This window comes from Echinicola salinicaeni (assembly GCF_014280965.1).
Lineage (GTDB): Bacteria > Bacteroidota > Bacteroidia > Cytophagales > Cyclobacteriaceae > Echinicola > Echinicola salinicaeni.
In genome coordinates, this window is sequence record NZ_JACODZ010000008.1 from 154,935 (window position 1) to 178,400 (window position 23,466).

At 38.0% G+C, this 23,466-nt stretch carries 22 protein-coding genes and 3 tRNA genes; 11 read left to right on the plus strand and 14 right to left on the minus strand.

Annotated features, from left to right (window positions below; translation table 11 throughout):
• The first annotated feature begins 444 nt into the window (after positions 1–444).
• The gene (locus H7U17_RS16350) at positions 445–1,593 is read left to right on the plus strand and encodes a Gfo/Idh/MocA family protein (RefSeq protein ID WP_186757833.1); all 1,149 of its coding nucleotides are present in this window, start codon (positions 445–447) and stop codon (positions 1,591–1,593) included.
• 76 nt (positions 1,594–1,669) lie between these two features.
• The gene (locus tag H7U17_RS16355; protein WP_186757834.1) at positions 1,670–2,377 is read left to right on the plus strand and encodes a pseudouridine synthase; all 708 of its coding nucleotides are present in this window, start codon (positions 1,670–1,672) and stop codon (positions 2,375–2,377) included.
• Positions 2,378–2,444: 67 nt separating this feature from the next.
• Here the strand turns inward: H7U17_RS16355 and H7U17_RS16360 are convergent, their stop codons facing one another.
• From H7U17_RS16360 to H7U17_RS16375, 4 genes are all read right to left on the minus strand, one after another.
• On the minus strand, positions 2,445–3,167 hold the full coding sequence (locus tag H7U17_RS16360; RefSeq protein ID WP_186757835.1) for a hypothetical protein: 723 nt from the start codon (positions 3,165–3,167) through the stop codon (positions 2,445–2,447).
• 149 nt (positions 3,168–3,316) lie between these two features.
• A complete protein-coding gene (locus H7U17_RS16365) occupies positions 3,317–3,805 on the minus strand; it encodes a DUF4625 domain-containing protein (RefSeq protein ID WP_186757836.1) in 489 nt (162 codons plus the stop codon).
• An 8-nt stretch (positions 3,806–3,813) separates the two neighbouring features.
• The gene (locus H7U17_RS16370) at positions 3,814–4,242 is read right to left on the minus strand and encodes a DUF4625 domain-containing protein (RefSeq protein ID WP_186757837.1); all 429 of its coding nucleotides are present in this window, start codon (positions 4,240–4,242) and stop codon (positions 3,814–3,816) included.
• Between the two features lie 7 nt (positions 4,243–4,249).
• Positions 4,250–6,481, minus strand: a complete 2,232-nt coding sequence (locus H7U17_RS16375; protein ID WP_230981456.1) for a TonB-dependent receptor — start codon at positions 6,479–6,481, stop codon at positions 4,250–4,252.
• A 214-nt stretch (positions 6,482–6,695) separates the two neighbouring features.
• Here H7U17_RS16375 and H7U17_RS16380 point away from each other — a divergent pair, with 214 nt between their 5' ends.
• Positions 6,696–8,186, plus strand: a complete 1,491-nt coding sequence (locus H7U17_RS16380; RefSeq protein WP_186757838.1) for a M28 family peptidase — start codon at positions 6,696–6,698, stop codon at positions 8,184–8,186.
• Between the two features lie 81 nt (positions 8,187–8,267).
• On the opposite strand, the gene H7U17_RS16385 is transcribed toward H7U17_RS16380, so the two are convergent.
• The 4 genes from H7U17_RS16385 to H7U17_RS16400 all read right to left on the minus strand — a co-directional run bounded on the left by H7U17_RS16385 (position 8,268) and on the right by H7U17_RS16400 (position 10,438).
• Positions 8,268–8,540 carry a GlsB/YeaQ/YmgE family stress response membrane protein gene (locus tag H7U17_RS16385; protein WP_186757839.1) on the minus strand — a complete coding sequence of 91 codons (273 nt, stop codon included), beginning with the start codon at positions 8,538–8,540 and terminating at the stop codon, positions 8,268–8,270.
• A 228-nt stretch (positions 8,541–8,768) separates the two neighbouring features.
• Positions 8,769–9,719, minus strand: coding sequence for a DUF4097 family beta strand repeat-containing protein (locus H7U17_RS16390; protein WP_186757840.1), 951 nt, complete (start codon positions 9,717–9,719; stop codon positions 8,769–8,771).
• The gene (locus H7U17_RS16395) at positions 9,706–10,110 is read right to left on the minus strand and encodes a TM2 domain-containing protein (protein ID WP_186757841.1); all 405 of its coding nucleotides are present in this window, start codon (positions 10,108–10,110) and stop codon (positions 9,706–9,708) included. Before H7U17_RS16395 ends, H7U17_RS16390 begins: the two co-directional genes overlap by 14 nt.
• The gene (locus H7U17_RS16400; protein WP_222439224.1) at positions 10,103–10,438 is read right to left on the minus strand and encodes a DUF2752 domain-containing protein; all 336 of its coding nucleotides are present in this window, start codon (positions 10,436–10,438) and stop codon (positions 10,103–10,105) included. Before H7U17_RS16400 ends, H7U17_RS16395 begins: the two co-directional genes overlap by 8 nt.
• 209 nt (positions 10,439–10,647) lie before the next feature.
• On the opposite strand from H7U17_RS16400, the gene H7U17_RS16405 reads away from it, so the two are divergent.
• The 4 genes from H7U17_RS16405 to H7U17_RS16420 all read left to right on the plus strand — a co-directional run bounded on the left by H7U17_RS16405 (position 10,648) and on the right by H7U17_RS16420 (position 15,042).
• The gene (locus H7U17_RS16405) at positions 10,648–11,559 is read left to right on the plus strand and encodes a TolB-like translocation protein (protein ID WP_230981457.1); all 912 of its coding nucleotides are present in this window, start codon (positions 10,648–10,650) and stop codon (positions 11,557–11,559) included.
• 131 nt (positions 11,560–11,690) lie between these two features.
• Positions 11,691–12,989, plus strand: coding sequence for a tyrosine--tRNA ligase (gene tyrS, locus H7U17_RS16410; RefSeq protein ID WP_186757842.1), 1,299 nt, complete (start codon positions 11,691–11,693; stop codon positions 12,987–12,989).
• Between the two features lie 356 nt (positions 12,990–13,345).
• On the plus strand, positions 13,346–14,047 hold the full coding sequence (locus H7U17_RS16415; RefSeq protein ID WP_186757843.1) for a TetR/AcrR family transcriptional regulator: 702 nt from the start codon (positions 13,346–13,348) through the stop codon (positions 14,045–14,047).
• 227 nt (positions 14,048–14,274) lie between these two features.
• Positions 14,275–15,042 carry an SDR family NAD(P)-dependent oxidoreductase gene (locus H7U17_RS16420; RefSeq protein ID WP_186757844.1) on the plus strand — a complete coding sequence of 256 codons (768 nt, stop codon included), beginning with the start codon at positions 14,275–14,277 and terminating at the stop codon, positions 15,040–15,042.
• 2 nt (positions 15,043–15,044) lie between these two features.
• On the opposite strand, the gene H7U17_RS16425 is transcribed toward H7U17_RS16420, so the two are convergent.
• The 6 genes from H7U17_RS16425 to H7U17_RS16450 form a co-directional block, all read right to left on the minus strand.
• A complete protein-coding gene (locus H7U17_RS16425; protein WP_186757845.1) occupies positions 15,045–15,968 on the minus strand; it encodes a YihY/virulence factor BrkB family protein in 924 nt (307 codons plus the stop codon).
• A gap of 281 nt (positions 15,969–16,249) precedes the next feature.
• Entirely contained in the window at positions 16,250–16,810 is a 561-nt protein-coding gene (locus tag H7U17_RS16430; RefSeq protein ID WP_186757846.1) for a 1-acyl-sn-glycerol-3-phosphate acyltransferase, read from the minus strand.
• The gene (locus tag H7U17_RS16435) at positions 16,807–17,610 is read right to left on the minus strand and encodes a patatin-like phospholipase family protein (RefSeq protein WP_186757847.1); all 804 of its coding nucleotides are present in this window, start codon (positions 17,608–17,610) and stop codon (positions 16,807–16,809) included. The genes H7U17_RS16430 and H7U17_RS16435 overlap by 4 nt, the downstream gene beginning before the upstream one ends.
• Positions 17,600–18,442, minus strand: coding sequence for an MBL fold metallo-hydrolase (locus tag H7U17_RS16440; protein WP_186758022.1), 843 nt, complete (start codon positions 18,440–18,442; stop codon positions 17,600–17,602). The genes H7U17_RS16435 and H7U17_RS16440 overlap by 11 nt, the downstream gene beginning before the upstream one ends.
• Before the next feature lie 119 nt (positions 18,443–18,561).
• On the minus strand, positions 18,562–19,509 hold the full coding sequence (locus H7U17_RS16445; RefSeq protein ID WP_186757848.1) for an acetyl-CoA carboxylase carboxyltransferase subunit alpha: 948 nt from the start codon (positions 19,507–19,509) through the stop codon (positions 18,562–18,564).
• Positions 19,510–19,739: 230 nt separating this feature from the next.
• Complete coding sequence (locus H7U17_RS16450; RefSeq protein ID WP_186757849.1) at positions 19,740–20,807, minus strand: BamA/TamA family outer membrane protein; 1,068 nt, start codon at positions 20,805–20,807, stop codon at positions 19,740–19,742.
• 929 nt (positions 20,808–21,736) lie between these two features.
• Here H7U17_RS16450 and H7U17_RS16455 point away from each other — a divergent pair.
• From H7U17_RS16455 to ilvA, 4 genes are all read left to right on the plus strand, one after another.
• Positions 21,737–21,810, plus strand: a tRNA-Asp gene (locus H7U17_RS16455).
• A 38-nt stretch (positions 21,811–21,848) separates the two neighbouring features.
• Positions 21,849–21,922 (plus strand) — tRNA-Asp (locus H7U17_RS16460).
• A gap of 49 nt (positions 21,923–21,971) precedes the next feature.
• A tRNA-Asp gene (locus H7U17_RS16465) sits at positions 21,972–22,045 on the plus strand.
• A gap of 121 nt (positions 22,046–22,166) precedes the next feature.
• Positions 22,167–23,420 (plus strand): threonine ammonia-lyase IlvA, encoded by a 1,254-nt coding sequence (gene ilvA / locus H7U17_RS16470; protein ID WP_186757850.1) that lies wholly within the window; start codon positions 22,167–22,169, stop codon positions 23,418–23,420.
• The last annotated feature ends 46 nt before the right edge of the window (positions 23,421–23,466 follow it).

Below are 23,466 nucleotides of genomic sequence, written 5' to 3' on the forward strand. Positions count from 1 at the left end.
CCCATTTCATACTTCTCACCTCGTTCTTTCTACATACATGGTGCTCTTTGCGCAAGCTTTGTGATCTTTGTGGTAAATAAAGTATTGAGTATAAAGTCTTGAGTATTTGGGCCTCAATAATTAACCGGAGAGGGCGCTGAGTTGTCGCAGAGTACACTAAGTTGTGCTGTTTGATATTAGATTATAAAACTATAAACAGCTAAACTTGTTCCCCTATTCCTACTTTGTACCTTAAACCTTGTACTTCGTACTACCACCTTCTTATCTCCATAGGCTCTTTGTGCAAGGTTTGTGACCTTTGTGGTAGATTAAACAATAAACTATTGACCTTAAATAGCCCAATACTCCAATTGCTCATAAAGCAGCCCATTAATTTGAAAATCCGTTTCTTGCTCCTATCTTTAATCCCCAACTTTTAATACAACCTATAGAAAACCTTATAACATGACCAAGAAAATTAATGTGGCCATTGTGGGCACAGGATTTATCGGACCAGCCCATCTTGAGGCTTTACGCAGAATTCCCAATATCGAAGTTACCGCATTATGCGAAGTCAATATTGAATTGGCCAAGGAAAAGGCCGATTTGCTAGGTATTCCAAATGCCTATCTTTTTGATGATATGTTGAAGCAAGATGATATTGATGTTGTTCATATCTGTACTCCTAACTTCCTTCACTATTCACAGTCAAAGGCAGCCTTATTAGCTGGCAAGCATGTAGTTTGTGAAAAGCCATTGGCAACTAAAATAGAAGAAGCTGAAGAATTGGTAGCCTTGGCCAATGAAAAAGGCCTTGTCAATGCAGTTCACTTCAATCTTCGTTATTACCCAATGGTTCGTCAAATGAAGACCATGAGAGAAAATGGTGAATTGGGAGATATTTATAGCATCATGGGTTCTTACCTTCAGGACTGGTTGTTTTTGAAAACTGACTATAATTGGAGATTGGAGCCAGACAAATCTGGTGATTCCAGAGCAATTGCAGATATTGGTTCCCACTTGTTGGATTTGACTGAATACGTAACAGGACTAAAGGTTACTGAGGTAATGGCTGATTTCTCAACGGTTCATAAAACTCGCTTGAAGCCGCTAAAAGCCATCGAAACCTATTCAGGTAAAATGCTTCAGGAATCTGATTATGAAGAGGTGCCAATTGATACTGAGGATCATGCTACTGTAATGCTAAGGTTTGACAATGGCAATAAAGGTTCTGTGACGGTAAGTCAAGTCAATGCAGGTAGAAAGAATAGATTGAATATAGAAATAGCGGGTTCCAAGTCAAATTTTGAATGGTGCTCTGAAAAGCCAAATGAGATGTGGATCGGTAAACGTGAAACGGCCAACCAACAATTGATGAAGGATCCTTCCTTATTTACCCAAGAGGCTGCTGGTTTGATCAGTTTCCCTGGTGGTCATAATGAAGGCTTTCCAGATACCTCTAAGCAAATGTTCAAAGAAGTGTATGCGGCTGTTGCTGAAGGAAAGCAGCCAGAAGCGCCAAGCTTCCCTACTTTTGCTGATGGATACAGAGAATTGTTGATTTGTGAGCGAATCATAGAAAGTAATAAAAAGCAGGCTTGGGTGAAAATCTAGGATTTGCAGGAATATAAGATGCTAAAGGCCTTTCCTGTTTATTTTGGAGAGGCCTTTTTATTGAAACCCCTTTTGGATGGAACTGGAAATACTATACCAAGACGAGTATTATATTGCTGTCAATAAACCAGCAGGTATGATGGTACATAAATCCAATATTGCCATGGATGATGAACCTGTTTATGCTTTACAAACGCTTCGTGATCAAATAGGCATAAAAGTCTATCCGCTACATCGTATTGACCGGCCTACTTCGGGTATACTTTGGTTTGCCAAGTCATCAGAAGCGGTTGCCCCATTCCAGGAACTGTTTACCAACAATGAAATCAAAAAATACTATCTGACCATAGTGAGAGGCTATACCAAGGAAAAAGAAGCCCTTATAGATCATCCATTAAAAAAGAAGCTAAAAAAAGAGTTGCAGGAAGCCCAAACGGAATACCTCAGACTGGCAGAGGTTGAGATTCCTTTTGCAAGCTCCCCTATGCATGAGACAAGCCGATATTCTTTGGTAAGGGCCTACCCTCTCACCGGCAGAATGCACCAGATTCGTAGGCATATGGCGCATGAAAGAAACTATATTATTGGGGATAATACACATGGGGACAATCGTCAAAACAGATTTTTTCGGATGCATTTTCAAATGCACAATATGCTTTTGCATGCCTGGAAAACAGAATTTATCCACCCCATAACCAAAGAAGTCATTCGGGTGAAGGCAAACCCACCGGACTACTTTATGAAAATTGTTCAATCCTTTGGCTGGGAAAATATCATAGCGTAAATAAAAAAACCGACCCCCAATAAAAGCCGGCTTTTTATTCCACTAACCAAATCTATATTTGTTTTTCTTAGTGATCATGATCGTGATCATCTTCTTCTTCATGCTCTGCATGAATCTCAAACTTAAGGTCCAAGACATCTTCTCCTGCAAATCGCTCTTCATAGTCATCAGCATTCCAATCAATACGTTCAACATTAGCCTTGGTAGCTAAATCATCAAACTTCCTAAGCACATAAGAAACAGCTCTTGCCCCTCCCTCATTAGACTCTCCTACAATGAAATAGCTTAAAATGCCTGTCACTTCGTATTTGCCATCTACAGGTGAGCCATCACCATATTCCATGTCTCTTGGTTGAAAAATGGCTCCTGATTCATCGTCAGTATCAGGATTTAATATAAAATCACTTCCGATTAAAAATGCTTTATATTGGTCTGCTGTAGCTTTATTGCTGATAAAGTCTTCCTCAACACGATTTCCTTGATAGTCCCAAGCCTGTAACTCTACCTTATAGATTACTTCAGGATCCAAGTGAAGGTGTCCACCACCTATCGCATTTCCCTCTGCATCAAATTCAACGGAAACAGACTCCCCTTCAGTAGCCCCATCAATTCCATGGAAGTGATCCCCATGGGCACTTAGATGGTCATCCCCGGAAAGTGCTGTAAAAACCAAATGGGCTTTTTCAATTCCTTCCTTGGGAATCATTGGCTCATCATCTTCTGTGCATGAAAAACCTAGCAATACAGCGAACAAAACAGGAAAAAACGATCTTTTGATAAACTGTGTCATAAATAGTTTGTTTTAAGAAATTAAAATTGATTTATAGTGTAATGCATTAAATGCAATATTGTTGCAAAATGAAATAAGACATACTCATCCTAACTAATGAGTGTTTTACCCAATAGATGATTGGTGTAATCCAAATTATTGAATGTTGGTCAATCTAGCTTTATACTTATTCCCTTAAGGGTTTGCCAGCCTTCCTTATCGGTAACTTTAATCATAAAATGATAATCTCCTGGATCTACATCTTCTGGAACAGTAATTTCCATGATTGCCTCATAGGTTTTTAATCCTTCAGGAATAGGTAAACTTTCAATTAACAAAAATGGATTTTCGGCCGTCTTTACCGGATCCATATTGCAGTCATTCACTTCAGTACTGTGGGAATGATGGTCAAAATTGTGGTGCACATCCAGACTGTAACTACCTAATTCCACCTTATCCTTGAATACAGCTCTAAAAACAAATGTTTCTCCTCTTTTGATCACTGCACATTGCCTTGGAAAAGCCCCTAAAAAACTATTATCAATCTCAGGTGAAATCAAGTCTTGCTCATCTTCACTGATTTGACAACTGGCTATCAAGAAAACAAAAATGGAAAGCAAGCAAGTACTAAAAATGCCATTATGATTTATATACTTCATATTATTCTTTAGCTGATAATGTATAATTCTTCCTTAATTTTTATTTGGACTCCATTGGTATCTACCACAGTAAAAATAAAATCATAGATACCTATTGGAGCATTTTCAGGAATGGTAAAATGTTTATGCACATTAGTGTTTTTCAACCCCTTATATTCATTCCATTCCACAAAATATTCCCATTCTTCAGTGTATGACTGATCCTGTTTCTGTAGTATTTGAACGGTTAGGGTTTCGATTTTTTCCCCTGCCACAATATCTGCATTGAAATGAAAATCCTCCCCTACTATTCCTTCTTTCTGATTATCATAACCAATCTCAATATTGGTAATCTGGGGATCGACTAAATCTGGCTGTACATCATCTTCAGAGCAGGACGATATTGCCCAGCCAAAGCATAAAGCCAATAGGATGCATACATAGTTTTGTTTCTTCATTTTATTTTTAAATATCTAATTGAAAAGAAATATTAAAACTTCTTCCTTGTTCTGGAAGGTCAATTAATCTATAGAAACTGGTATGGTTCAAATACCTGGTATTGAAAAGGTTTCTGACTTGAAAATCTAATTGGAGGGGCGAATCGAACACATTAAACTCAGCCCCAAACCTCAAATCCACCAGTTGGTATCCAGGAGTCATTTTCTCCGGTGGTACAATCTGATTCTGACTAGCGGTCAACCTATAGTCCACGGCTAAATATGGTTTTCCCAGACCCAAGGTCCATAATGGTTTGTAAGTAGTATTTAGTAAGACTGAGGGCGGTGGTGAGAATGGCAATGTGTATCCTTTTTTATCTCCAGAAACCTGTTCACTATAAACATATTCACCCAATAACTCAACATCCAGGGATTTATTGATTTGGTGAATTACAGAAAGTTCACCACCAAAACGGACTACTTCTGACTGGGAATAATTAAACACCTGATTGCCTGCCCCGTATAGATAATCATATTTAGCAGATGGACTGAGGTAAATATAATTGGAGAAGTAATTAAAAAATGGACTGAAAGTTACCAGCCATTGATCTTCTTTTAATGTTCCACCCAAATCCAATTGATAGGATCGTTCAGGAGACAATTCAGCATTTCCTCTCTCATATCGATAATAGTGATAATTCACCCCATTTGCACCCAATTCTTTTGCTATAGGCACCCTAAAACCCGTACCTAAATTCCCTTTAAAACTGTACTTTCCGGGATTATAATTAAAGCCCAGAGCCCAAACCTTACTATTGAATGTTCTAGTGGTGGCTTGAGAGCGGTACAAATAGTCGGAAGGCTGCTCTTCCTGCTCTTCAGTGGATGGAAACCAATCCTGATACGCCTCAATGGCTATTCGGCTATGATCATATCGCAAAGCGCCTTGTATTTGCCACTCTTCATTAATCTTGAACTTGTCTAAGGCATAAAGTCCAAAACCAACTTTCTGATAAGCGGGTATTAAAAATCCCCATCCTCCAATCTCATTAATCTCCCACTCTCCACTTAGCCCAAACTGTAATTGATGTTTATTAAGGAACCATTCATCTCTGAGCTGCATCCTGAAGACTTTTTTGTCAAATGAACGCTCCAATGTGGAGGAATAGCTCAATTCATCGGGGTAATTAGGCGGCATAAAACCATGGTTGACATATTGACTCCACTCTTTCCTTTCATTTAGCTGGAAGCCGAAATCAGCTTCTATGAGATGTTTTTCAAATCTATAGGAAAACTGATCAATGAGTTTAAAATGTCCCACTTCCTGATGGGGCAAAAGTATGTCCCTATTGGCGCTATCATGTAGTTCCTCATTGACATTGCGCGGCTCTAATCCATGGGCATTGGCAAAAAAACCTGATTTCATATATACCCTTCCGGCGGTCAGGGTATTTTTCAAGGAACCTTCCACATATCCCAGCTTAACAGACCAATCAAATTCTTTTCCTGCAGTATTCCGCACCTTGCCCTGATCTAAGGCGACCCCAAAGTCATAAACATAAACGGTATCAGCGGGCACCTTAAAATCCCCGTAGGAAGCATAGCTGAGACGCATATCATAAAACCATTTTTCCCTTCGTCCATAAACATTAGCCGAAGCCCCGAGCCAAGCTGTATTGGATTTGGCATTCAAAATAAGGCTCCCTCCCTGGCTTCCCCTGTCTGAAATGGATTTGTCCTTTATATCTATCACCCCAGCAATTGCATCTGAGCCATAACTTATAGATGCAGGGCCTTTTATTATCTGCACTTGATCAACATTATATTGGTCCAATTCCAATCCATGATCGGCCCCCCATTGCTGTCCTTCATGCTTAATACCGTTCGTGAGCACAACAACTTGATTAAAGCCCAATCCTCTTATCAATGGCTTGGAAGTACCTGAGCCAATTCCGACCGTATTTATTCCTGGCAATCTTTCCATTGTCTTCATTAGGCTATTTCCCCTATTTTTCCGGAGAAAATCCTTTCTTACAAAAGAGATATTGGAGGATTCCTCTTTTATCATTTGCTCTAAATGATCAGAAACTGTCACTTGGCCCAATTCATAGGTCTTAATTGTTTCTTTATTGATAGTAGAATCTTTCTGCTGCTGAAGTTGAGCATAGATTGGAGAAGCGTCCATCTGTACATTGGTGCTATTCTCTCCACTTGGAACAGGATTTATCAAGGATAATAATAAGATGCTTTCTATAAACATAATCAAAACCATAAACGCAACATAGTTGCAAAAGTAATAATATTAAACAAAAATGAAACAATGTTGCATATAAAAAATAGTCCATATTCACCATAATTTTATTAATGACCTCATTTTCATCCACTAATAGGTTGAAGAAGACCTAAGTATCCAATCAGGAACTAACTCTGCTATAAATCAATTATATTTAGCCATCTAATTTTAAATAAAGCTCATGAAGAAAAACCTACTTTATTCATTTTTGGCAGGATTGGCATTTATGCCCACTTATACTGATGCACAGCAAAATAAAATAGACCAATCCATCAGGGAAAAGGAAGCGATCTCCCATTTCAGGTATTTAGCTTCAGATGAACTAAAAGGCCGGGATGCTGCTCGATCTGAAATAGATATTGCGGCGAGATATATCGCGGAGCAATTCTGGAAATATGATGCACAGCCTATTGATAGAGCTGAAAATTATTTTCAGGAAGTTCCTTTCAGGATTTCCAACCCACCTAATGAAGGGTCTATTATATACGGAGACGAAACCTTGACTCAAGGTCAAGAAATTCTAGTTTTGGACGGTAAGGCTATTGAAGGGAAATATGAAACTGTTGTAGCTGGTTATGGATTAGAAGAAGATTTGGAAGGTAAAGATATAGAAGGTAAAATTTTGATTGTAAGAGTTGGCGGACCTGAGCAAATGGGCCCCTCACAACTGTTTGCAGCAGGAAGAAAGAAACTGGCCCTGGCTGAAGAAAAAGGAGCACTTGCCTTGATAGAGATGTACAATCTCCCCACTACTCCATGGAGTCTATTGACCAACTATCTGAACAAACCACAAATGACCATTGCCCAAGGTGATCCAAAGGAAGCTGGAATTCCTTATATATGGACCAAAGACCTTAATGGTAGTTTGATTAAATCCATTGACCAATCCCCTGGTTCAGAAATTGACCTCAACATTAAAGGAAAGAAAAACCTATCCATAACCGGCAAAAATGTAATTGCTACAATTGAAGGAACAGATCCAAACTTAAAAGATGAGTATGTCATGCTTTCCGCCCACTACGATCATATAGGTGTGGGTAAGCCAGATGCAGAAGGAGACAGTATTTATAATGGCGCTAGAGATAATGCAGTAGGAACTGTAGCCATCATCAATGCTGCTAAATATTTTGCTGAAAATCCACCTAAGCGCTCCATCCTACTTTGTGCTTGGACAGCCGAGGAAAAAGGACTATTGGGGTCTGCTTATTATTCTGAAAATCCAATGGTTCCTTTGGACAAAGTGGTCTATAATTTAAATATTGATAATGGTGGATATAATGACACCGAGATTATAACAGTCATTGGATTTGGAAGAACTTCTGCTGACCATTTGATCAAGGAAGCTGTTGATGCTTATGGATTGAGGGTAACTGCTGATCCATCACCTGAACAGGGATTATATGACAGATCAGATAATGTGAACTTTGCCAAAAAAGGTATCCCTGCTCCCACTTTCAGTTTAGGTTTCACAGCTTTTGATGCTGAAATTATGAAATATTATCATCAAGCAGCAGATGAAGTGGACAATTTCGATTTGGATTATGCAATGAAATATTGGAAATCCTATCTACTCACTGCAGAAAATATTGCCAATGCTCCTGATCAACCAAAATGGATAGAAGGCGATAAATATGAAGAAGCCGGAAAAGCTTTATACGCAACAGAAGAGTAGAGATACCGTGGATTTCAAAGCCTATGTAATAAAAAAGGGATTTCTGTCGGAAATCCCTTTTTTATTCACATTCTGATATGGCTATTTTTTAGAGACATTTGGGCCAATCAGTTTTTTCCAGACATAAAGTATGATCAATGCTCCAATTACCGCCCAAATCAAGCCCCAGCCCATCCCAGTTCCACCGGCACTCTCAAAACCCAAAGCCTGACCGATAAAACCTCCTACAAAGGCTCCTCCTATTCCAATCAAGATTGTAACAATAAAACCTCCAGGATCTTTTCCAGGCATTATCCATTTTGCTAAAAGACCGGCTATCAGGCCGAAAATAATCCACCATATGATATACCCCATATTATTTGTTGTTTAATGGTTTATAATGCAATCAAAATACTAAATTTCAGCCAAGTATTTAGCAATTATCCCAAACTATCTTGTATCCACCTTCCGTTAGCCCACCTAGCCAATTTCTCTATAAGTGATAATTATTTCCATAACTTTATATAAAGTTCCTATTGCCAAAAAACAAAAAAGGAATTCCCCAATTGGGAATTCCTGGTCCAGAAAAAATAAAATCAGTTGTTAATTATTTATCACAATACTTCCGGAACTTACGGCACCCCGTACTGTATTTTCCGCATTATTGTTGATTTGTAAACTTTTATCCTTGCTTTGATCGCCCACCTTAATTCGTCCGCTACTGGCCACCAAATCAAAATTATAATCCTCTAAGTTGCTATTGGTGATCAGCTTTATAGATCCTGAAGAGCATTTCAAATTTGTGGCAGCCCCTAAGCCTACATCATTTCCACTAATTGAACCAGAAGAACTAGTAAGGTTGGCCACTTCAGCAATATCCTCCAAGACAACCTTTCCAGAACTCACGACAGCGCTTACTTCACCATTGACATCTTCTAAGCTCAACTTGCCACTGCTAGCCACCACATTGATATTTCCTTCGATATCTTCCAGCTCTGCATGACCGGAAGAAACCTTACAGTCTATATTTCCTACAATATCCCTACCCTCAATATGTCCTGATCCAACAGAAAGGTAAACTTGATTGACATCCAAGTCATTAACTTCTATATGGCCAGATCCAGCAGAAACTGTTAGTTCTTCTGATTCAATATTAGAAACAAAAGCCTTTCCAGAACCACTTGATACTTCCAATTGGATTGCTTTAGGTCCAGTCAAACTGATATAGCCTTCGTGTCTAAAATTTCCCCAAGAACTTGATCTTTCACTTTGATCCCATTTAACGATCAGTTTATTCCCATCAACTTCATAGCTAATTTTCACTCCATTATCCCTATTGGTTTCCAAGTAGGCGCTCAATGAAACATCGCTGAGGCCATCCTTCCCCTCATAGGACAGCTCCAAAGGACCACCATACAGCTCCACCTCATTGATCCCTGAAAATGATTCCTCAATATCAGCAACCACAGTCATTTGGGAATAGCCACAGCCTGGAAGAAATACTGCCCAAGTGAAAACAGCCAGGGATAATAAAATTCGATTAAGCTTCATCATTTTTATCATTTTGTTCCTTTTCCTGACTAAATGTTTGGCCCATTCCATTGCTCATTACAGATAAAGTTTCGTGAGCCACTTTTATATTATATTCATAGGCCAAGCTTTTATAATTCACCAAGTCCACAATGGTTCCTATAAAACAAAGTCCCACGGTAAAGAAATACAATATCCCGAGGCCTATTTGCCCTAAAATAAACCGATGAAGGCCAGCAAAGCCGAAAAAGCCTAGTAGAGCCAAAATCAAAACCATTTGACTATCTTTTCTTCTTGCCCTATAAACCTGGGCAAAAAGGTTAGCCTGTTCATCATCCATGTTTTTAAGGATTCCTTGGATATATCCAAGTTCCATTCCTTCCAATTCCGGAAGGTGCTTCAATACATTAGCCATAATTACTTGTTGTTTTTAATAGTTTCACCAATTCACTTATCCGAAAAGCAATGATTAGCCAAGCTATGCCTCCCAAAGGATGCATTTCAAAAGATGCTAAAAATTCACCTGTAGCAAAGAGTTTCATGCTCCTTCCCAATCCACAACCCGGGCACCAATCAATCCCAAGGATATCTAGTGGACAAATACTAAAATGTGTCTGCGAATGGGGATCAATCATTAAAATAGCCACTATCGCCAAACACCAAAATAGCAGTTCGGTTGGAAATCTTCTGAAGTGATTAACTTTACTTTTCATCTGAAAATCAAAATACGAAAAGGATGCCATATCTTAAAAAGTGCCTCAATATAAATTAAGCCCCTTTTTCAAAAATCCATTGCTACGTAAACGTACAAAAAATGACCGTTTTCGAACACTTATTTTTAACTTTTTATATAAAATACCCTTGACCACTGTAGGATTAGCTGGCAAGAAATTCTTCATTCTAGATTCCTTTTGTAATTTTAGAGCAACTATCATAAATAATGGTCATTTATATGTTTAGACTGAAGAAAATCGCTGTCCTTGCGATGATAATTATATTCAAATTAGCTACTCATTCCATTCATGCACAGGAATCTTTTGATCTTATAAGCCTAGAATCCAAAAAGTTTTTCGGGAAATTCAGCATAGTCCCTGGGAGTGCTAAAAAGCTTACTGACAGGCCGGGATATGATAATCAACCCTTTTTCATCAATAACGAGCAAGTAGCTTTTTCTTCCATAGCCGATGAAGGTAATAGTGATATCATACTTTATAGTTATGATAAGGATAGCTTTACCAATATGACCCGTACTGACACAAAGAGTGAGTTTTCACCAAAACTAACGGATTGTGGCCAGTATATTTCTGCTGTCACTGTGGAGGAAGATAGTATTCAAAGACTTTGGTTATACCCTATCAATTTTGGTGAACCTGAGCTCTTATATGACGATATAGCACCTGTGGGATATTATACTTGGTATAATAATATTGCTGCTATGTTTGTGCTTGGAGAGCCAAATAAACTAATATATCCACTTAGTCGTGAGAACATACTTCCCATCGCTGAAAACATCGGTAGAAGTATCCAAAAAAGACCAAATACCAGTGAAATCACTTATATCGATAAAAGTGCCAGTGTGGTCTTAAATGGCAAACCCACATTTGAGATCAAGTCCTTTGACATTGAAGAAAAAGTTGTAGGAAACTATGGAACTGCATTGACTGACAGTGAAGATTTTATCTGGATTGACAAAAACACGATGTTAATGGCCCAAGGCCAGCATCTATACGTGAAAAGAGTCAATAAAAGCCAGGATTGGGAAAAAATCGCCAAAGTCACCTTTCCGGGGTATGGTAATATTTCTAGAATGGCTATAAGTCCAAAGGCTGATAAACTTGTCCTGGTCATGGAGCGACTGGACTAAACTCCCTTAAAAAATTAATTAATCCAATTTACATTTATTGATAAGGTCAAATATCAAGGCTTTCCTTTAATTCTAAATCGGCAAAACCTATATTTGCAGCTCGTTTAGATTATTAGTAGCAAAACATAAATATGAACAACTTTATAGAAGAATTGCGTTGGAGAGGCATGGTTCAGGACATGACTCCGGAATTGGAAGAGCACCTAAACAAAGGCATAACTTCTGCCTATCTAGGCTTTGACCCAACTGCCGATTCTTTGCACATTGGACATATGGTAGGTGTAATGACACTTTTACACTTCCAACGTTCAGGACATAAGCCAATCGCCCTTGTCGGCGGGGCTACTGGTATGATCGGTGACCCTTCCTTCAAGTCTGCTGAAAGGAATCTCTTGGACAAAGAAACCCTTGATCATAATATTGCCAGTATCAAAAAGCAATTGGGGAAATTCTTGAATTTTGCTGAAGACAAAGAAAATAAAGCAGAATTGGTCAATAACCATGACTGGATGTCCCAATTTTCGTTCCTTGACTTTATCCGTGATGTGGGCAAGCATATTACAGTAAATTATATGATGGCCAAGGACAGTGTAAAAAGAAGATTGGAAGAAGGAAATGGACTTTCCTTTACCGAGTTTTCATACCAGTTGATCCAAGGATATGACTTTTACCACCTTTGGAAGAATAAAAACTGTACCATGCAGCTGGGGGGCTCTGACCAATGGGGAAATATAGTAACCGGAACAGAACTGATCAGAAGAATGGATGGTGGCAGTGCATTTGCGCTTACTGTCCCGTTGATCACCAAGGCAGATGGATCTAAGTTTGGTAAAACGGAAGGAGGAAGTGTATGGCTAGATCCTGAAAAGACTTCACCATACGCCTTCTATCAATTTTGGCTCAATGTTTCGGATGAAGATGCCACCAAATATATCCGAATATTCACGACTTTAGATAAAGACACCATCGAAGGTTTGGAGAAAGAGCATGCCGAAGCTCCTCATTTGAGAATCCTTCAAAAAGAGATTGCAAAGCAAATAACCATTATGGTGCATTCCGAGGCTGATTATGAAATGGCAGTAAAGGCTTCTTCGATTCTCTTTGGTAAATCTTCTACTGAAGACTTGGCATCCTTGGATGAAAGAACTTTCCTTCAAGTATTTGATGGTGTGCCACAAGTAGAAATAAGCCAATCTGAGTTCGACGCAATAGAAGGTATTTTAGATTTGTTAGGCGATAAGGGCCAAGACGTGATCTTTAAATCCAAAGGGGAAGCAAGAAAAATGATCCAAGGTGGAGGCGTAAGTATCAATAAAGTTAAACTTAATGATCCTCAAGCAAACATGGATGGCTTAGAGTTATTACAAGGAAAATACTTACTTGTTCAAAAGGGAAAAAAGAATTACTTCATTATTAAAGTAAATGGTTAAAAGCCAAGAGGCTGTCTCATAATCCAGATTTTTGTAAGCTGCTTATCCACATTGATCGACGGATATAAAGGAGCATCTCTCTGAATTAATTTAGAGAATAAATAACTCAAGAGACTTATTTATAATAACAAAATGACAGGTATGAGACAGTCTCTCCTATTTAAAATCAATATTTTTTTATTTAAACAAACCACTCAAACAACAACACTTAAACAATTATAAATCAGTATATTATTTTTTAACACTTCTATTATTCATCTAGCTTATCACTGTTTTATTTTTTATATTTTCCTACAATTATTAAATAAAGTTCAATAACTTTAAACCTCATTTAAAACCAGCCTATTCATATTGCAATGGGGAAGTACGAAAGACAAAAAAAAGAGAAAGAGATTTTAGATTCAGCCATTGGGCTTTTTGCTGAAAAGGGTTACCATAATACCAAAATGGATGAGGTAGCCAAAAAGGCCAAAATGAGTAAAGGTCTTATTTATTTTTACTACAAAAATAAGGAAGACTTATACATGGCTGTTACCCGTAAAGCCTTTGAAGAATTAAAAGATGTCTTTAGGGATGCCCAAAAAAGTAAGGGTAAATCCGGATCAGAAATGATCAACATCCTAATAGAGAGCTTTATTGAATTTACGGAGAACAATAAGATGTATCAGGATGCCATCCTGAATTTTATGGGAATTATGGATCAATACAATGATCCAGAGAAAAGGAAACAAATAGACCCGCTTATTATAGAAAGTCCAAATTTCACAGAATTACTCGAAGTACAACATGATCCTGCCAAAATAGGCATTCAGATTATTTCCCATGGTGTGAGAGATGGTAGTATGAGGCCAGATTTACAACCTGAAATCACGTTTTACACCATATGGACCATGTTATTAGGGTTTGAGCGGTTAAGAGGCCCAATCAATTACGAGAACAAAGAAGTTAAAATCAGTAATGAAAACTGGCAGAATGGTTTCATAAAACTGATCCAGGATATGTTAAAGGGAACGGTACAAGCTCAAAGACCTAAAGCCGTTCAAGGATCTTTATTTTAAATTTCGAATTTCTAAATCTGATATATTACCTCATCAAAAGGCCTGCTTCACTGAAGCGGGCTTTTTGCATTTATTTACAAATGTTATTTTCACACCTATTTTATTAAGGGTCAAACAGTTCTACTGATAGGATTTTTAATAAAATAAAACTATAAATTAAGACCAATTGCCATAGATTTTTTTAAATTAAGTTGTTTTTTTGAAAGCCTTATAAAATTTTAAAATCAATGGATTTATCATCGTTATTTGCTTTGAACAACAAAGTAGCAGTAATTACTGGAGCTAGTAAAGGTATTGGGCTCAGCATTGCCGAATTTTTTGCTGCAGCAGGTGCAAAAGTAGTCATTAGCAGTAGAAATCAAGAAGCCTTGGATGAGGTTGCTACAAGGCTAAATGATAAAGGCTATGACGTTATAGGTGTGGCTTGCAATGTCAGCCATCCCGATGAGTTAGAATTGCTCGTAAATAAAACCATAGAGGTTTATGGACAAATAGATATCTTGGTCAATAATGCAGGTATAAACCCATTTTGTGGCCCAGTACATGAGACGAGCATGGAGTTATTTGATAAAATCATGGCGGTTAATGTCAGGGCTCCGTTTGAACTTTCCAAACTTTGCTTGCCACATTTAAGGAAGTCTTCAAATGCTTCCATCATCAATATTAGTTCCATTGGAGCCATCACCCCGGAACCTCAATTGGGAATTTACAGTGTCAGTAAATCTGCCTTGCACTCACTTACAAAAGTTTGTGCGAAAGAATGGGGCAATCATAAAGTCAGGGTCAATGCCATTTGCCCTGGTGTAGTAAAAACAAAATTCAGCCAAGTTTTATGGTCCAATGACCAAGTAATGGATAGTATCATGAAAAGATTAGCGATCAAGCGACTGGGCAAGGTGGAAGAAATAGGGGCATTGGCTTTATTTTTGGCCTCTCCTGCTGCCTCCTACACCACAGGGTCTATTTTCACGGTAGATGGAGGCTATACCAGTTAATATTAATTTTCCCGCTCATCTTCATCTACTTCTACAATCTCAACCTTTACAGCTTCTTTGATAGGCCGAATGCCTCGACCTGTTTTTTCAGCTATATAGTACGTAATACTGGCCCCAAACAGAAAGATAATCACAGAATAGTAAACCCATACCAATATCACAACCAAAGAACCGGCAGTGCCATAGGCGCTGCCTATTTCACTGTTTCCCAAATAAAAGCCGATAAGGTATTTTCCTAGGGCAAATAAGATCATGGTAACCACTGCACCCATCCAAACTGACCGCCATTTAACCTTGGCATCTGGAAGGATTTTATACATCAATCCAAAAATAACCACCATCAAGGCTTGAGTAAGTACAAAGTTGGTAATGGTGGTAAGATAGAAGGAAGCACCTTGAAATATTTCAGAAAGATGATTAAAGAAAACCACAATTAGCGCATCCACCACTAGAGAAACCAAAAGAATGAAGCCTATAGAGGCCACCATTGAAAAACTCAAAAGCCGATTGATAATGAACTTTACCAAGCCTTTTTCTGGTTTGGATTTGATATGCCAGATATGGTTGATGCTATTCTGCAAGCTTACAAAAACCGTGGTCGCACTAAAAGCCAAAACCGCTATGGCGATTGACTTGCCAATAATACCATCACTATCCACCGTGGCATTATAAATAATGCTATCTATGGTTGCGGCACTTTCTGCACCACTTAATTTAGAAATTTGGGCCAATAATTCTTCCCTTACAGTCCCCTCATTATAAAAAGTAGCCCCTATATTGATTAAAATAATCAATACTGCCGGCATGGAAAAGATCGTATAGAAAGCCGTGCTAGCCGCAAAGGTCATAGAATCACTATTGCCGAACGTCTGAATACTGTCTTTCAATATTCTAAAAACCGTAAGCTTTTTTATTTTCTGGATCATGTTTTAAAAATATAATATGATTATCCGTTATTACACCAGTAAACTTGTTTCTCACAACCTGTCCAGATTTATCGGGAGATTCCACAGATCTACCTGGCGAAAGACAGGTTTGCACGGAATAAAATATCGTTTCTTTGGACATTTGTGTTCTTACTGAAAGAATATCTTATTTACAAAAAGCTACTGGTGTCTTTGCGGATATACAGAAAATATAAACAGAAAAAAGCCGGTACAAAAGAGGTACCGGCATTAATATAAAAATAATTTCAAATGACTGGTTCTTATCGAATGCCTTGATCTGGGTATTTACCCGTAACGGTACGGCCATAGGCCTTCATTTCTTCGATCTGTTCATCCATATTACCATTCGGTTGGATTACAGGGCCTATACCTGCTTGTTTCTTTTTATAGTCCAAAAAACCGATTACCACTGGGACATTTGCTCCCATGGCCACATGATAAAATCCTGATTTCCATCTTTTAGCATAGCTTCTTGTACCTTCAGGTGTCACCATTACTACCAATTCATCCGCATTATTCAACATGTCCACCATTGCTTCAGTATAGGTTTGTTTTCTCTTACCTGCCACCTTCTTCCTATCTATGGATATGCCTCCTAAAGCTCCAATAAACCAACCCAATGGACCTACCATAACTTCTTTCTTGATAGTGAACCTTACAGGAACATCCATAATATAAAAGGCAGCTCGTGCATAAAGTAAATCCCAATTACTGGTATGGGGAATCGCAATCATTACCGCTTTCTTAAGACCTTTTGGCCAAGCACCTGCTACTTTCCAACCAGTAATCCAGAATACAAAACGGGCCAGTTGTTTCATCATTTGTTACGAATAATTTTTTCCGCTTGACCCAAATCGGCCAAACTCGGATGGTTAATAATATAATTTTTGGCAGCCTCATAACCTGCTGTAAATAATTCCTTAGCTTTCTTAAGATCAAAAACCCCATATTGGGCCAAACCTTCTGCTTCTATAAAATAATCACATTTAGATTTTCTATTATATACATTATAGTTCATCGACATGATCACTGTTCTTTCTATCAGTCTTTTGACATTGCTTATATTGGCTACATCAGGTAAATGATTACAGTTAACGCCTATCAACCAATCGCTGGTATCAATCAGTGGCTCTACTGGCAGATTATTTAATACGCCTCCATCAATATAATACTCACCAGCCATCTCAATGGGTTCAAACATGCCCGGAATACAGGTTGAGGCCATTAAAGGTCTAATAAAATCTCCCTCTGAAAAGTACTCTACCCTGCTTTTTTTAATATTCGTTGTCGCTATACTTAGTCTTCTTTCCAAGTTGGAGAAATTAGTATTTGGCATATGTACTCTATACAATTCTTCCAGGACATCCATCTTAAGCAACCCTTTTCGGCTTATCGCTGGACGGACAAACTTAAAATAGTTGGTGTTGATAATAATCTCGAAAATTTCATCAGGAGAATAGCCATAGCAATACATGGCGCCCACAATGGCACCTGCACTGGTTCCAGATACCAGATCAGGTTGAATCCCTGATTCCTCCAAAGCCTTTAAAACGCCTAAATGAGAAATCCCCCTTACTCCGCCACCGGACAAAGCTATAGCAATTCTAATTTTAGATTTCACTCAATGAAAATGTTTGGTCAAGCCTAACCCCTTTTTCAGTCATTTTTACTGTGCAGCATTCATGTACAGGATCATGTTCCAAAAAAAGGATATATTCTTTTTCTGCTGCTTCCTCCAAAAAGGCCTTTTTTTCTTCCAAGGTCTTTAGTGGTCTTGTATCATAGCCCATCACATATGGCAAAGGGATATGGCCTACTGAGGGGAGCAAATCTGCTGCAAAGATAATGGTTTTTCCTTTGTACTTTATTTTTGGAATCATCTGTTTGTCAGTATGTCCATCAGCAGTAATAAAATCAAAACCATCAAACAAGCTAGGACTATCCAAATCCAAATAAGAAAGCTGTCCGCTTTCTTCCATCGGTAAAATATTTTCCTTTAAAAAAGAGGCTTTTTCCCTTGCATTGGGCATAGTAGCCCAGTTCCAATGATCCTTATTGCTCCAATACTGGGCATTGGGAAAAACCATTTCCAATTGATCTGTACCCGATCTATATTGCACTCCGCCCCCACAGTGATCAAAATGAAGGTGCGTCAAAAAATTATCTGTAATATCACTTGCTGAAAAGCCTGCTTTTTCCAAAGAACCATGAAGGCTATCCTCCCCATGAAGGTAATAATGTGAAAAGAACTTGGCACTTTGCTTATTTCCAATCCCGTTATCAATTAATACCAAACGATTTCCTTCTTCCACTAATAGGCATCGCATTGCCCAATTACAGAGATTGTTCTCATCAGCGGGATTTGTTCTTTGCCAAAGGGTCTTTGGCACCACTCCAAACATAGCTCCCCCATCTAATTTAAAGAATCCGGTATTGATCACATGTAAGTTCATATGGAAATTAATATTTTTATAAAACATTGATTTAAAGCAATTTAACAAACTGCAGTTAAAGTATAGAAACAAAAAAACCTCTGCGCAATACAGAGGTTTTAATTATATCTATTATACGCCTATTCATTAACGACGCCCATACTCGAAAACTTATCAATTCGAGTTTCAATTCTTTTCTCAGGTTTCATTTTATCCAACTCTTTCAAAGCATCTTGGATATTAGCTTTGATCGTAGATGCCATAGCCTTCATATCTTTATGGGCTCCACCTAATGGCTCTGGAATAATACCATCAACTAATTTATTGTTTTGCATATCAGTAGCGGTAAGCTTAAGCGCTTCCGCAGCTTGCTCTTTGTAATCCCAACTTCTCCAAAGAATGGAAGAACAAGATTCAGGAGAAATTACAGAATACCATGTATTTTCTAACATCATCACCTTATCTCCTATTGCTATTCCCAAAGCACCACCAGAGGCACCCTCGCCGATGATAATACAAATCACTGGAACTTTCAGCATGAACATCTCCTTGATGTTTCTTGCGATGGCTTCACCTTGTCCTCTTTCTTCTGCTTCCAATCCAGGAAATGCCCCCGGAGTATCAATGAGTGTAACGATTGGTTTTCCGAACTTTTCAGCCATTTTCATAAGACGGAGTGCCTTACGGTACCCCTCAGGATTGGCCATACCAAAATTTCTTTCTTGTCTTTGCTTGGTATTACGGCCTTTTTGTTGTCCGATAAACATTACAGTACGTCCATCGATATCTCCAAGTCCGCCAATCATGGCTTTATCATCTTTTACATTTCTATCACCATGAATTTCTATGAAGTCATTGGTAATCTCATAAATGTAATCCAAAGCATAAGGTCTATCTGCATGTCTGGATAGTTGAACCCTCTGCCATCTGGTTAAATTTTGGAATGTTTCTTTCTTCAAAGTTTTTATTTTTTCTTCCAAAGACTGAATATCGGCTGACAAATCTATCTCTTTGCCTTTAGCCAATTCCTTCATTTCCTGAAGTTTAAGCTCTAAATCAGCAATTGGCTTTTCAAATTCTAGGACCATGTTTAATTTTTTTAACCAAAACAAAGATAAAAAGATTATCTCGAAGAAAAATCTTTGCTCAATAGACTTTTACCTAATAGTCAAAGATCATTAAATGTTTCTATTTAAGCAGTCACCATAAGATTCTATTTATCAATAATTTAACTAAATTATCCCTTCATACATAATTATTTTAAGATTTTAGAAGCTAGATGATATGTCGAAAATTATTTTTTAAATATAGATTAGGCCTAAAATGCTTCAGAGAAATTAAAGTAAAGGCCTGAGCTCTTCTTTCCCAAACCAAAATCCACCCTGAGGTTCATCCTCGGCTGCAATTCTAAACGATAGCCCAAGCCTAAATTTGGCAACCAGTGCTCCAACTCACCTAAATCATTGGCAACTGTTCCTGCACCCAACCATGTACTTATTCCATGCTTGCTTTTATTCCCTGTTTTATCCAAAAACATATACCTCCATTCTCCCACCATAGCCACTCCAGCTTTATCCCTATACTGACCATTTAAATATCCTCTCAAAATAGAAGTATCCCCTATTAAGGTCATTGCACTGTAAGGCACTTCACCATATGCCCTCCTCCCATACCATCTAAATGCTAAGGTGTTTCCAGGACGATTTATGGTTTTATAATAGCGTAAATCCATATCCATAACATCAAAATCTTGATTACCTCCTAAATGCTTGCTTGAATTATAATAGGAAATAGCGGCATAGAACCCTTTATAGGCATTTACTACGACATCTCTGCTATCGTAAGTTAAAGAATACACCAAGCCTGATTCCTTGATTTTAGGACCAAATGCCAAATAATTAGGATCTTCGTTCATTATAGGATTTGTCTCTTTGACATTAAAACTGCTGTATAAATAAGATAGGCCAAGATATAAATGAGGCAGGATCCTAAAATCGACCCTAGGCTGAAATTGAAAATACACTCGGTTATAAGCTGTCGTTTCTTTGCCCCTGGAAAGCGACGAATTTGTTTCATAACCAATCCCAAAATAATCATCATTGACATTGGATACTTTTGTAATCAACTTTACCCTTAACCTATCTCCCAACCAAAATGTATTGATCGTTGAACTTAATCCAATATTTCCCCTACTGCTGATCATCCCCAATAAAGGTATGGAAGACCGTTGCAGATCAGGCTGTTTGGGGTCTGTCGTAAAAGTGTACAATAAACCACCACCAATTAGTAATCCAGCTTCAGGTGTATATCCTGGGCCCGCAAACACGCTTAAAAATGGCTTCCCTGCTGAAATCAAGGAATCTTTTTTGATTTGTCTTGCCTCCATGTAATTTTGGATTCTATCCTTTAAAGACGCTTTCTGGGCTAGAGTATCCTTATTTATCAAAAAAACACAACAGATCAGCGATAATACTAATTTAAAAAGCACACTTTTCACATATCCAGTTTGGATATCGTCTCTCCGCCTAAAGCAGAAATTTCCCTTAAAATCCACCTTGATCATTGAGTGCCCCACATTATATCATTCTTTTTGTTTAAAACCTTTCTTATATCTATTCCACTTTTCTTTTTAGCAAGCATAAAGAAAAAATTCAACCTCCTCTTATTAAAACAGTAGCTCTATTGAATCCCTTATAAACTTAATTATGCCCGCCCCTTAGTTTTACTAAAATAGGCTTTCTTAGATTTCCACTTAGGGGTTCAATTTATTTCTGTAAAAACCTGTCTTTTGATAGGCTAGTCTGTATAATCTCCCAATAAATCGGGACCGGTGGTGAAAATTAAAATTACTTTTACTAAGACTAATAACCATTGTGGCGTTAAATAACAATACTAATTAACTAAAATAACAATCTTTTATTTCAAATTGAGCTTCTGTTCAGGATTCTCAATATTTTCCAATTGTCCTAGCTTATCCGATATAAACAATACCCCTTTTAATAACTAGCTAACTCATTTGAGTGTTTATAATATCCTTACCTTCTAGCTTCAACTATGGGGCCATCAAACGAAATAAAGTCTCTTGGGATAAATATCAATAATAGATAAATCTATTAAAATATAGTTTTTGCCAAATTTTAGGTGATCAAACCATTGAATCTACTCGAAGATGATTTATCTCAAAAAAATTATTTAGCTGAAAAAGAGGGGGATTAGGGTATGGGGCTAATATTTTTTTACAATGGGGTTTTGCTTTAAAGAACAATACTACTACCTTTGCATCACTTCAAACGAGAAGTAATAAATATTATTAACGGAGTGGTAGTTCAGTTGGTTAGAATGCCTGCCTGTCACGCAGGAGGTCGCGGGTTCGAGTCCCGTCCATTCCGCTTAAAAATTTTATTGAAAGAAGTTAACCTATTATCAAGGAGTGGTAGTTCAGTTGGTTAGAATGCCTGCCTGTCACGCAGGAGGTCGCGGGTTCGAGTCCCGTCCATTCCGCAAGAATCGTTCTAAGAATTAAATGATAGTGTTAACTGATTTTATCTAAGGAGTGGTAGTTCAGTTGGTTAGAATGCCTGCCTGTCACGCAGGAGGTCGCGGGTTCGAGTCCCGTCCATTCCGCAAAAAGCCTTGCTAAGCAAGGCTTTTTTGTTTTAAAGCTATTTACTGGTAGATAATTCAGAATATATCAGTAGATACAGCTTATATTTATAGGGACAAATAGCTATCTACAAGTAATATCATGAGTGATTCTGTTTCTTTTGAAGGTATCGTTCAAGCGAGTCATGTTTTGGCCAATGTGGTCACCCCTACTCCTCTGCAATACAACTACCAATTGAGTGAAGAATACGGTTGTAATGTCTACCTAAAAAGAGAAGATCTCCAAGTTGTAAGATCTTATAAACTTAGAGGTGCCTACCATAAAATTGCCAGTTTAAGTGCTGAAGAAAAAGCTAGGGGCGTAGTCTGTGCCAGTGCTGGAAACCATGCACAGGGAGTAGCTTTTGCCTGTAAAAACCTGGATATACAAGGTACTATTTTTATTCCATCCACCACTCCCGCTCAGAAAATTAACCGAATGAAGCTATTCGGAAAGGACAGAGTAGAAATTATACTGGCTGGAGATACTTATGATGATGCCTATAAAACTGCCTCAAACTATTGTAATGAAAAAGGCGCTGTCTTTGTTCACCCTTTTGATGACCCAAAAGTCATAGAAGGTCAAGGTACAGTAGGTAAAGAAATACTTGACGAAGCAAAATTCCCTATCGATTATTTGTTTTTACCCATTGGAGGTGGTGGATTAACTGCCGGAGTCTCTACTTACTTTGAAAGAACCAGTCCTTCCACCCTTATTATTGGTACTGAACCAGAAGGTGCTCCTTCAATGTTGACTTCAATTCAAAACCACAAGAACACTGCTTTAGAAGAAATAGATGGTTTCGTGGATGGTGCCGCTGTAAAAAAAGTCGGTAATCTGACCTTTGATATTTGCGAGAAAAACCTTGATGAGATGCTCTTGGTTCCAGAAGGAAGGATTTGTACAACCATACTGAACCTTTATAATAATGAAGGAATAGTAGTAGAACCAGCCGGAGCCATGACCCTGGCAGCGTTATCCCTTTATGACAAAGAAAAAATTAAAGGCAAAAATGTAGTTTGTGTAGTAAGTGGCGGGAATAATGATATCATGAGAACAGCAGAGATCAAAGAAAGATCACTGCTCTATGAAGGATTAAAACATTATTTTATGATTCAGTTCCCCCAGCGTCCTGGTGCGCTCAAAGATTTTGTCACCAAAATCCTAGGACCAAATGACGATATTGCCTATTTCCAGTTTACTAAAAAGAACAATAGAGAAAATGGCCCTGCAGTGGTAGGAATTGAATTAAAAAACCCTAATGATTTGGGTGGGATTTTTGAAAGACTGGATGAAAACCGTTTCAAATATAATTACCTCAATGATAATTTAGATCTCTTAAATTTATTGATGTAAGATAAATTTTAACAAAACAGCCCTGAGAATTATTTTTCAGGGCTGT

What these genes read in the sequence shown, in the direction of transcription:
- H7U17_RS16360 (WP_186757835.1), bottom strand. Translation starts at nt 3,167, where the DNA reads ATGACACAGTTTATCAAAAGATCGTTTTTTCCTGTTTTGTTCGCTGTA.
- H7U17_RS16400 (WP_222439224.1), bottom strand. Translation starts at nt 10,438, where the DNA reads ATGGCATCCTTTTCGTATTTTGATTTTCAGATGAAAAGTAAAGTTAAT.
- H7U17_RS16415 (WP_186757843.1), top strand. Translation starts at nt 13,346, where the DNA reads ATGGGGAAGTACGAAAGACAAAAAAAAGAGAAAGAGATTTTAGATTCA.
- H7U17_RS16445 (WP_186757848.1), bottom strand. Translation starts at nt 19,509, where the DNA reads ATGGTCCTAGAATTTGAAAAGCCAATTGCTGATTTAGAGCTTAAACTT.
- H7U17_RS16425 (WP_186757845.1), bottom strand. Translation starts at nt 15,968, where the DNA reads ATGATCCAGAAAATAAAAAAGCTTACGGTTTTTAGAATATTGAAAGAC.
- H7U17_RS16355 (WP_186757834.1), top strand. Translation starts at nt 1,670, where the DNA reads ATGGAACTGGAAATACTATACCAAGACGAGTATTATATTGCTGTCAAT.
- H7U17_RS16440 (WP_186758022.1), bottom strand. Translation starts at nt 18,442, where the DNA reads ATGAACTTACATGTGATCAATACCGGATTCTTTAAATTAGATGGGGGA.
- H7U17_RS16365 (WP_186757836.1), bottom strand. Translation starts at nt 3,805, where the DNA reads ATGAAGTATATAAATCATAATGGCATTTTTAGTACTTGCTTGCTTTCC.
- H7U17_RS16430 (WP_186757846.1), bottom strand. Translation starts at nt 16,810, where the DNA reads ATGATGAAACAACTGGCCCGTTTTGTATTCTGGATTACTGGTTGGAAA.
- H7U17_RS16380 (WP_186757838.1), top strand. Translation starts at nt 6,696, where the DNA reads ATGAAGAAAAACCTACTTTATTCATTTTTGGCAGGATTGGCATTTATG.
- H7U17_RS16405 (WP_230981457.1), top strand. Translation starts at nt 10,648, where the DNA reads ATGTTTAGACTGAAGAAAATCGCTGTCCTTGCGATGATAATTATATTC.
- H7U17_RS16390 (WP_186757840.1), bottom strand. Translation starts at nt 9,719, where the DNA reads ATGATGAAGCTTAATCGAATTTTATTATCCCTGGCTGTTTTCACTTGG.
- H7U17_RS16385 (WP_186757839.1), bottom strand. Translation starts at nt 8,540, where the DNA reads ATGGGGTATATCATATGGTGGATTATTTTCGGCCTGATAGCCGGTCTT.
- H7U17_RS16375 (WP_230981456.1), bottom strand. Translation starts at nt 6,481, where the DNA reads ATGTTTATAGAAAGCATCTTATTATTATCCTTGATAAATCCTGTTCCA.
- tyrS (WP_186757842.1), top strand. Translation starts at nt 11,691, where the DNA reads ATGAACAACTTTATAGAAGAATTGCGTTGGAGAGGCATGGTTCAGGAC.
- H7U17_RS16450 (WP_186757849.1), bottom strand. Translation starts at nt 20,807, where the DNA reads ATGGAGGCAAGACAAATCAAAAAAGATTCCTTGATTTCAGCAGGGAAG.
- H7U17_RS16395 (WP_186757841.1), bottom strand. Translation starts at nt 10,110, where the DNA reads ATGGCTAATGTATTGAAGCACCTTCCGGAATTGGAAGGAATGGAACTT.
- H7U17_RS16370 (WP_186757837.1), bottom strand. Translation starts at nt 4,242, where the DNA reads ATGAAGAAACAAAACTATGTATGCATCCTATTGGCTTTATGCTTTGGC.
- ilvA (WP_186757850.1), top strand. Translation starts at nt 22,167, where the DNA reads ATGAGTGATTCTGTTTCTTTTGAAGGTATCGTTCAAGCGAGTCATGTT.
- H7U17_RS16350 (WP_186757833.1), top strand. Translation starts at nt 445, where the DNA reads ATGACCAAGAAAATTAATGTGGCCATTGTGGGCACAGGATTTATCGGA.
- H7U17_RS16420 (WP_186757844.1), top strand. Translation starts at nt 14,275, where the DNA reads ATGGATTTATCATCGTTATTTGCTTTGAACAACAAAGTAGCAGTAATT.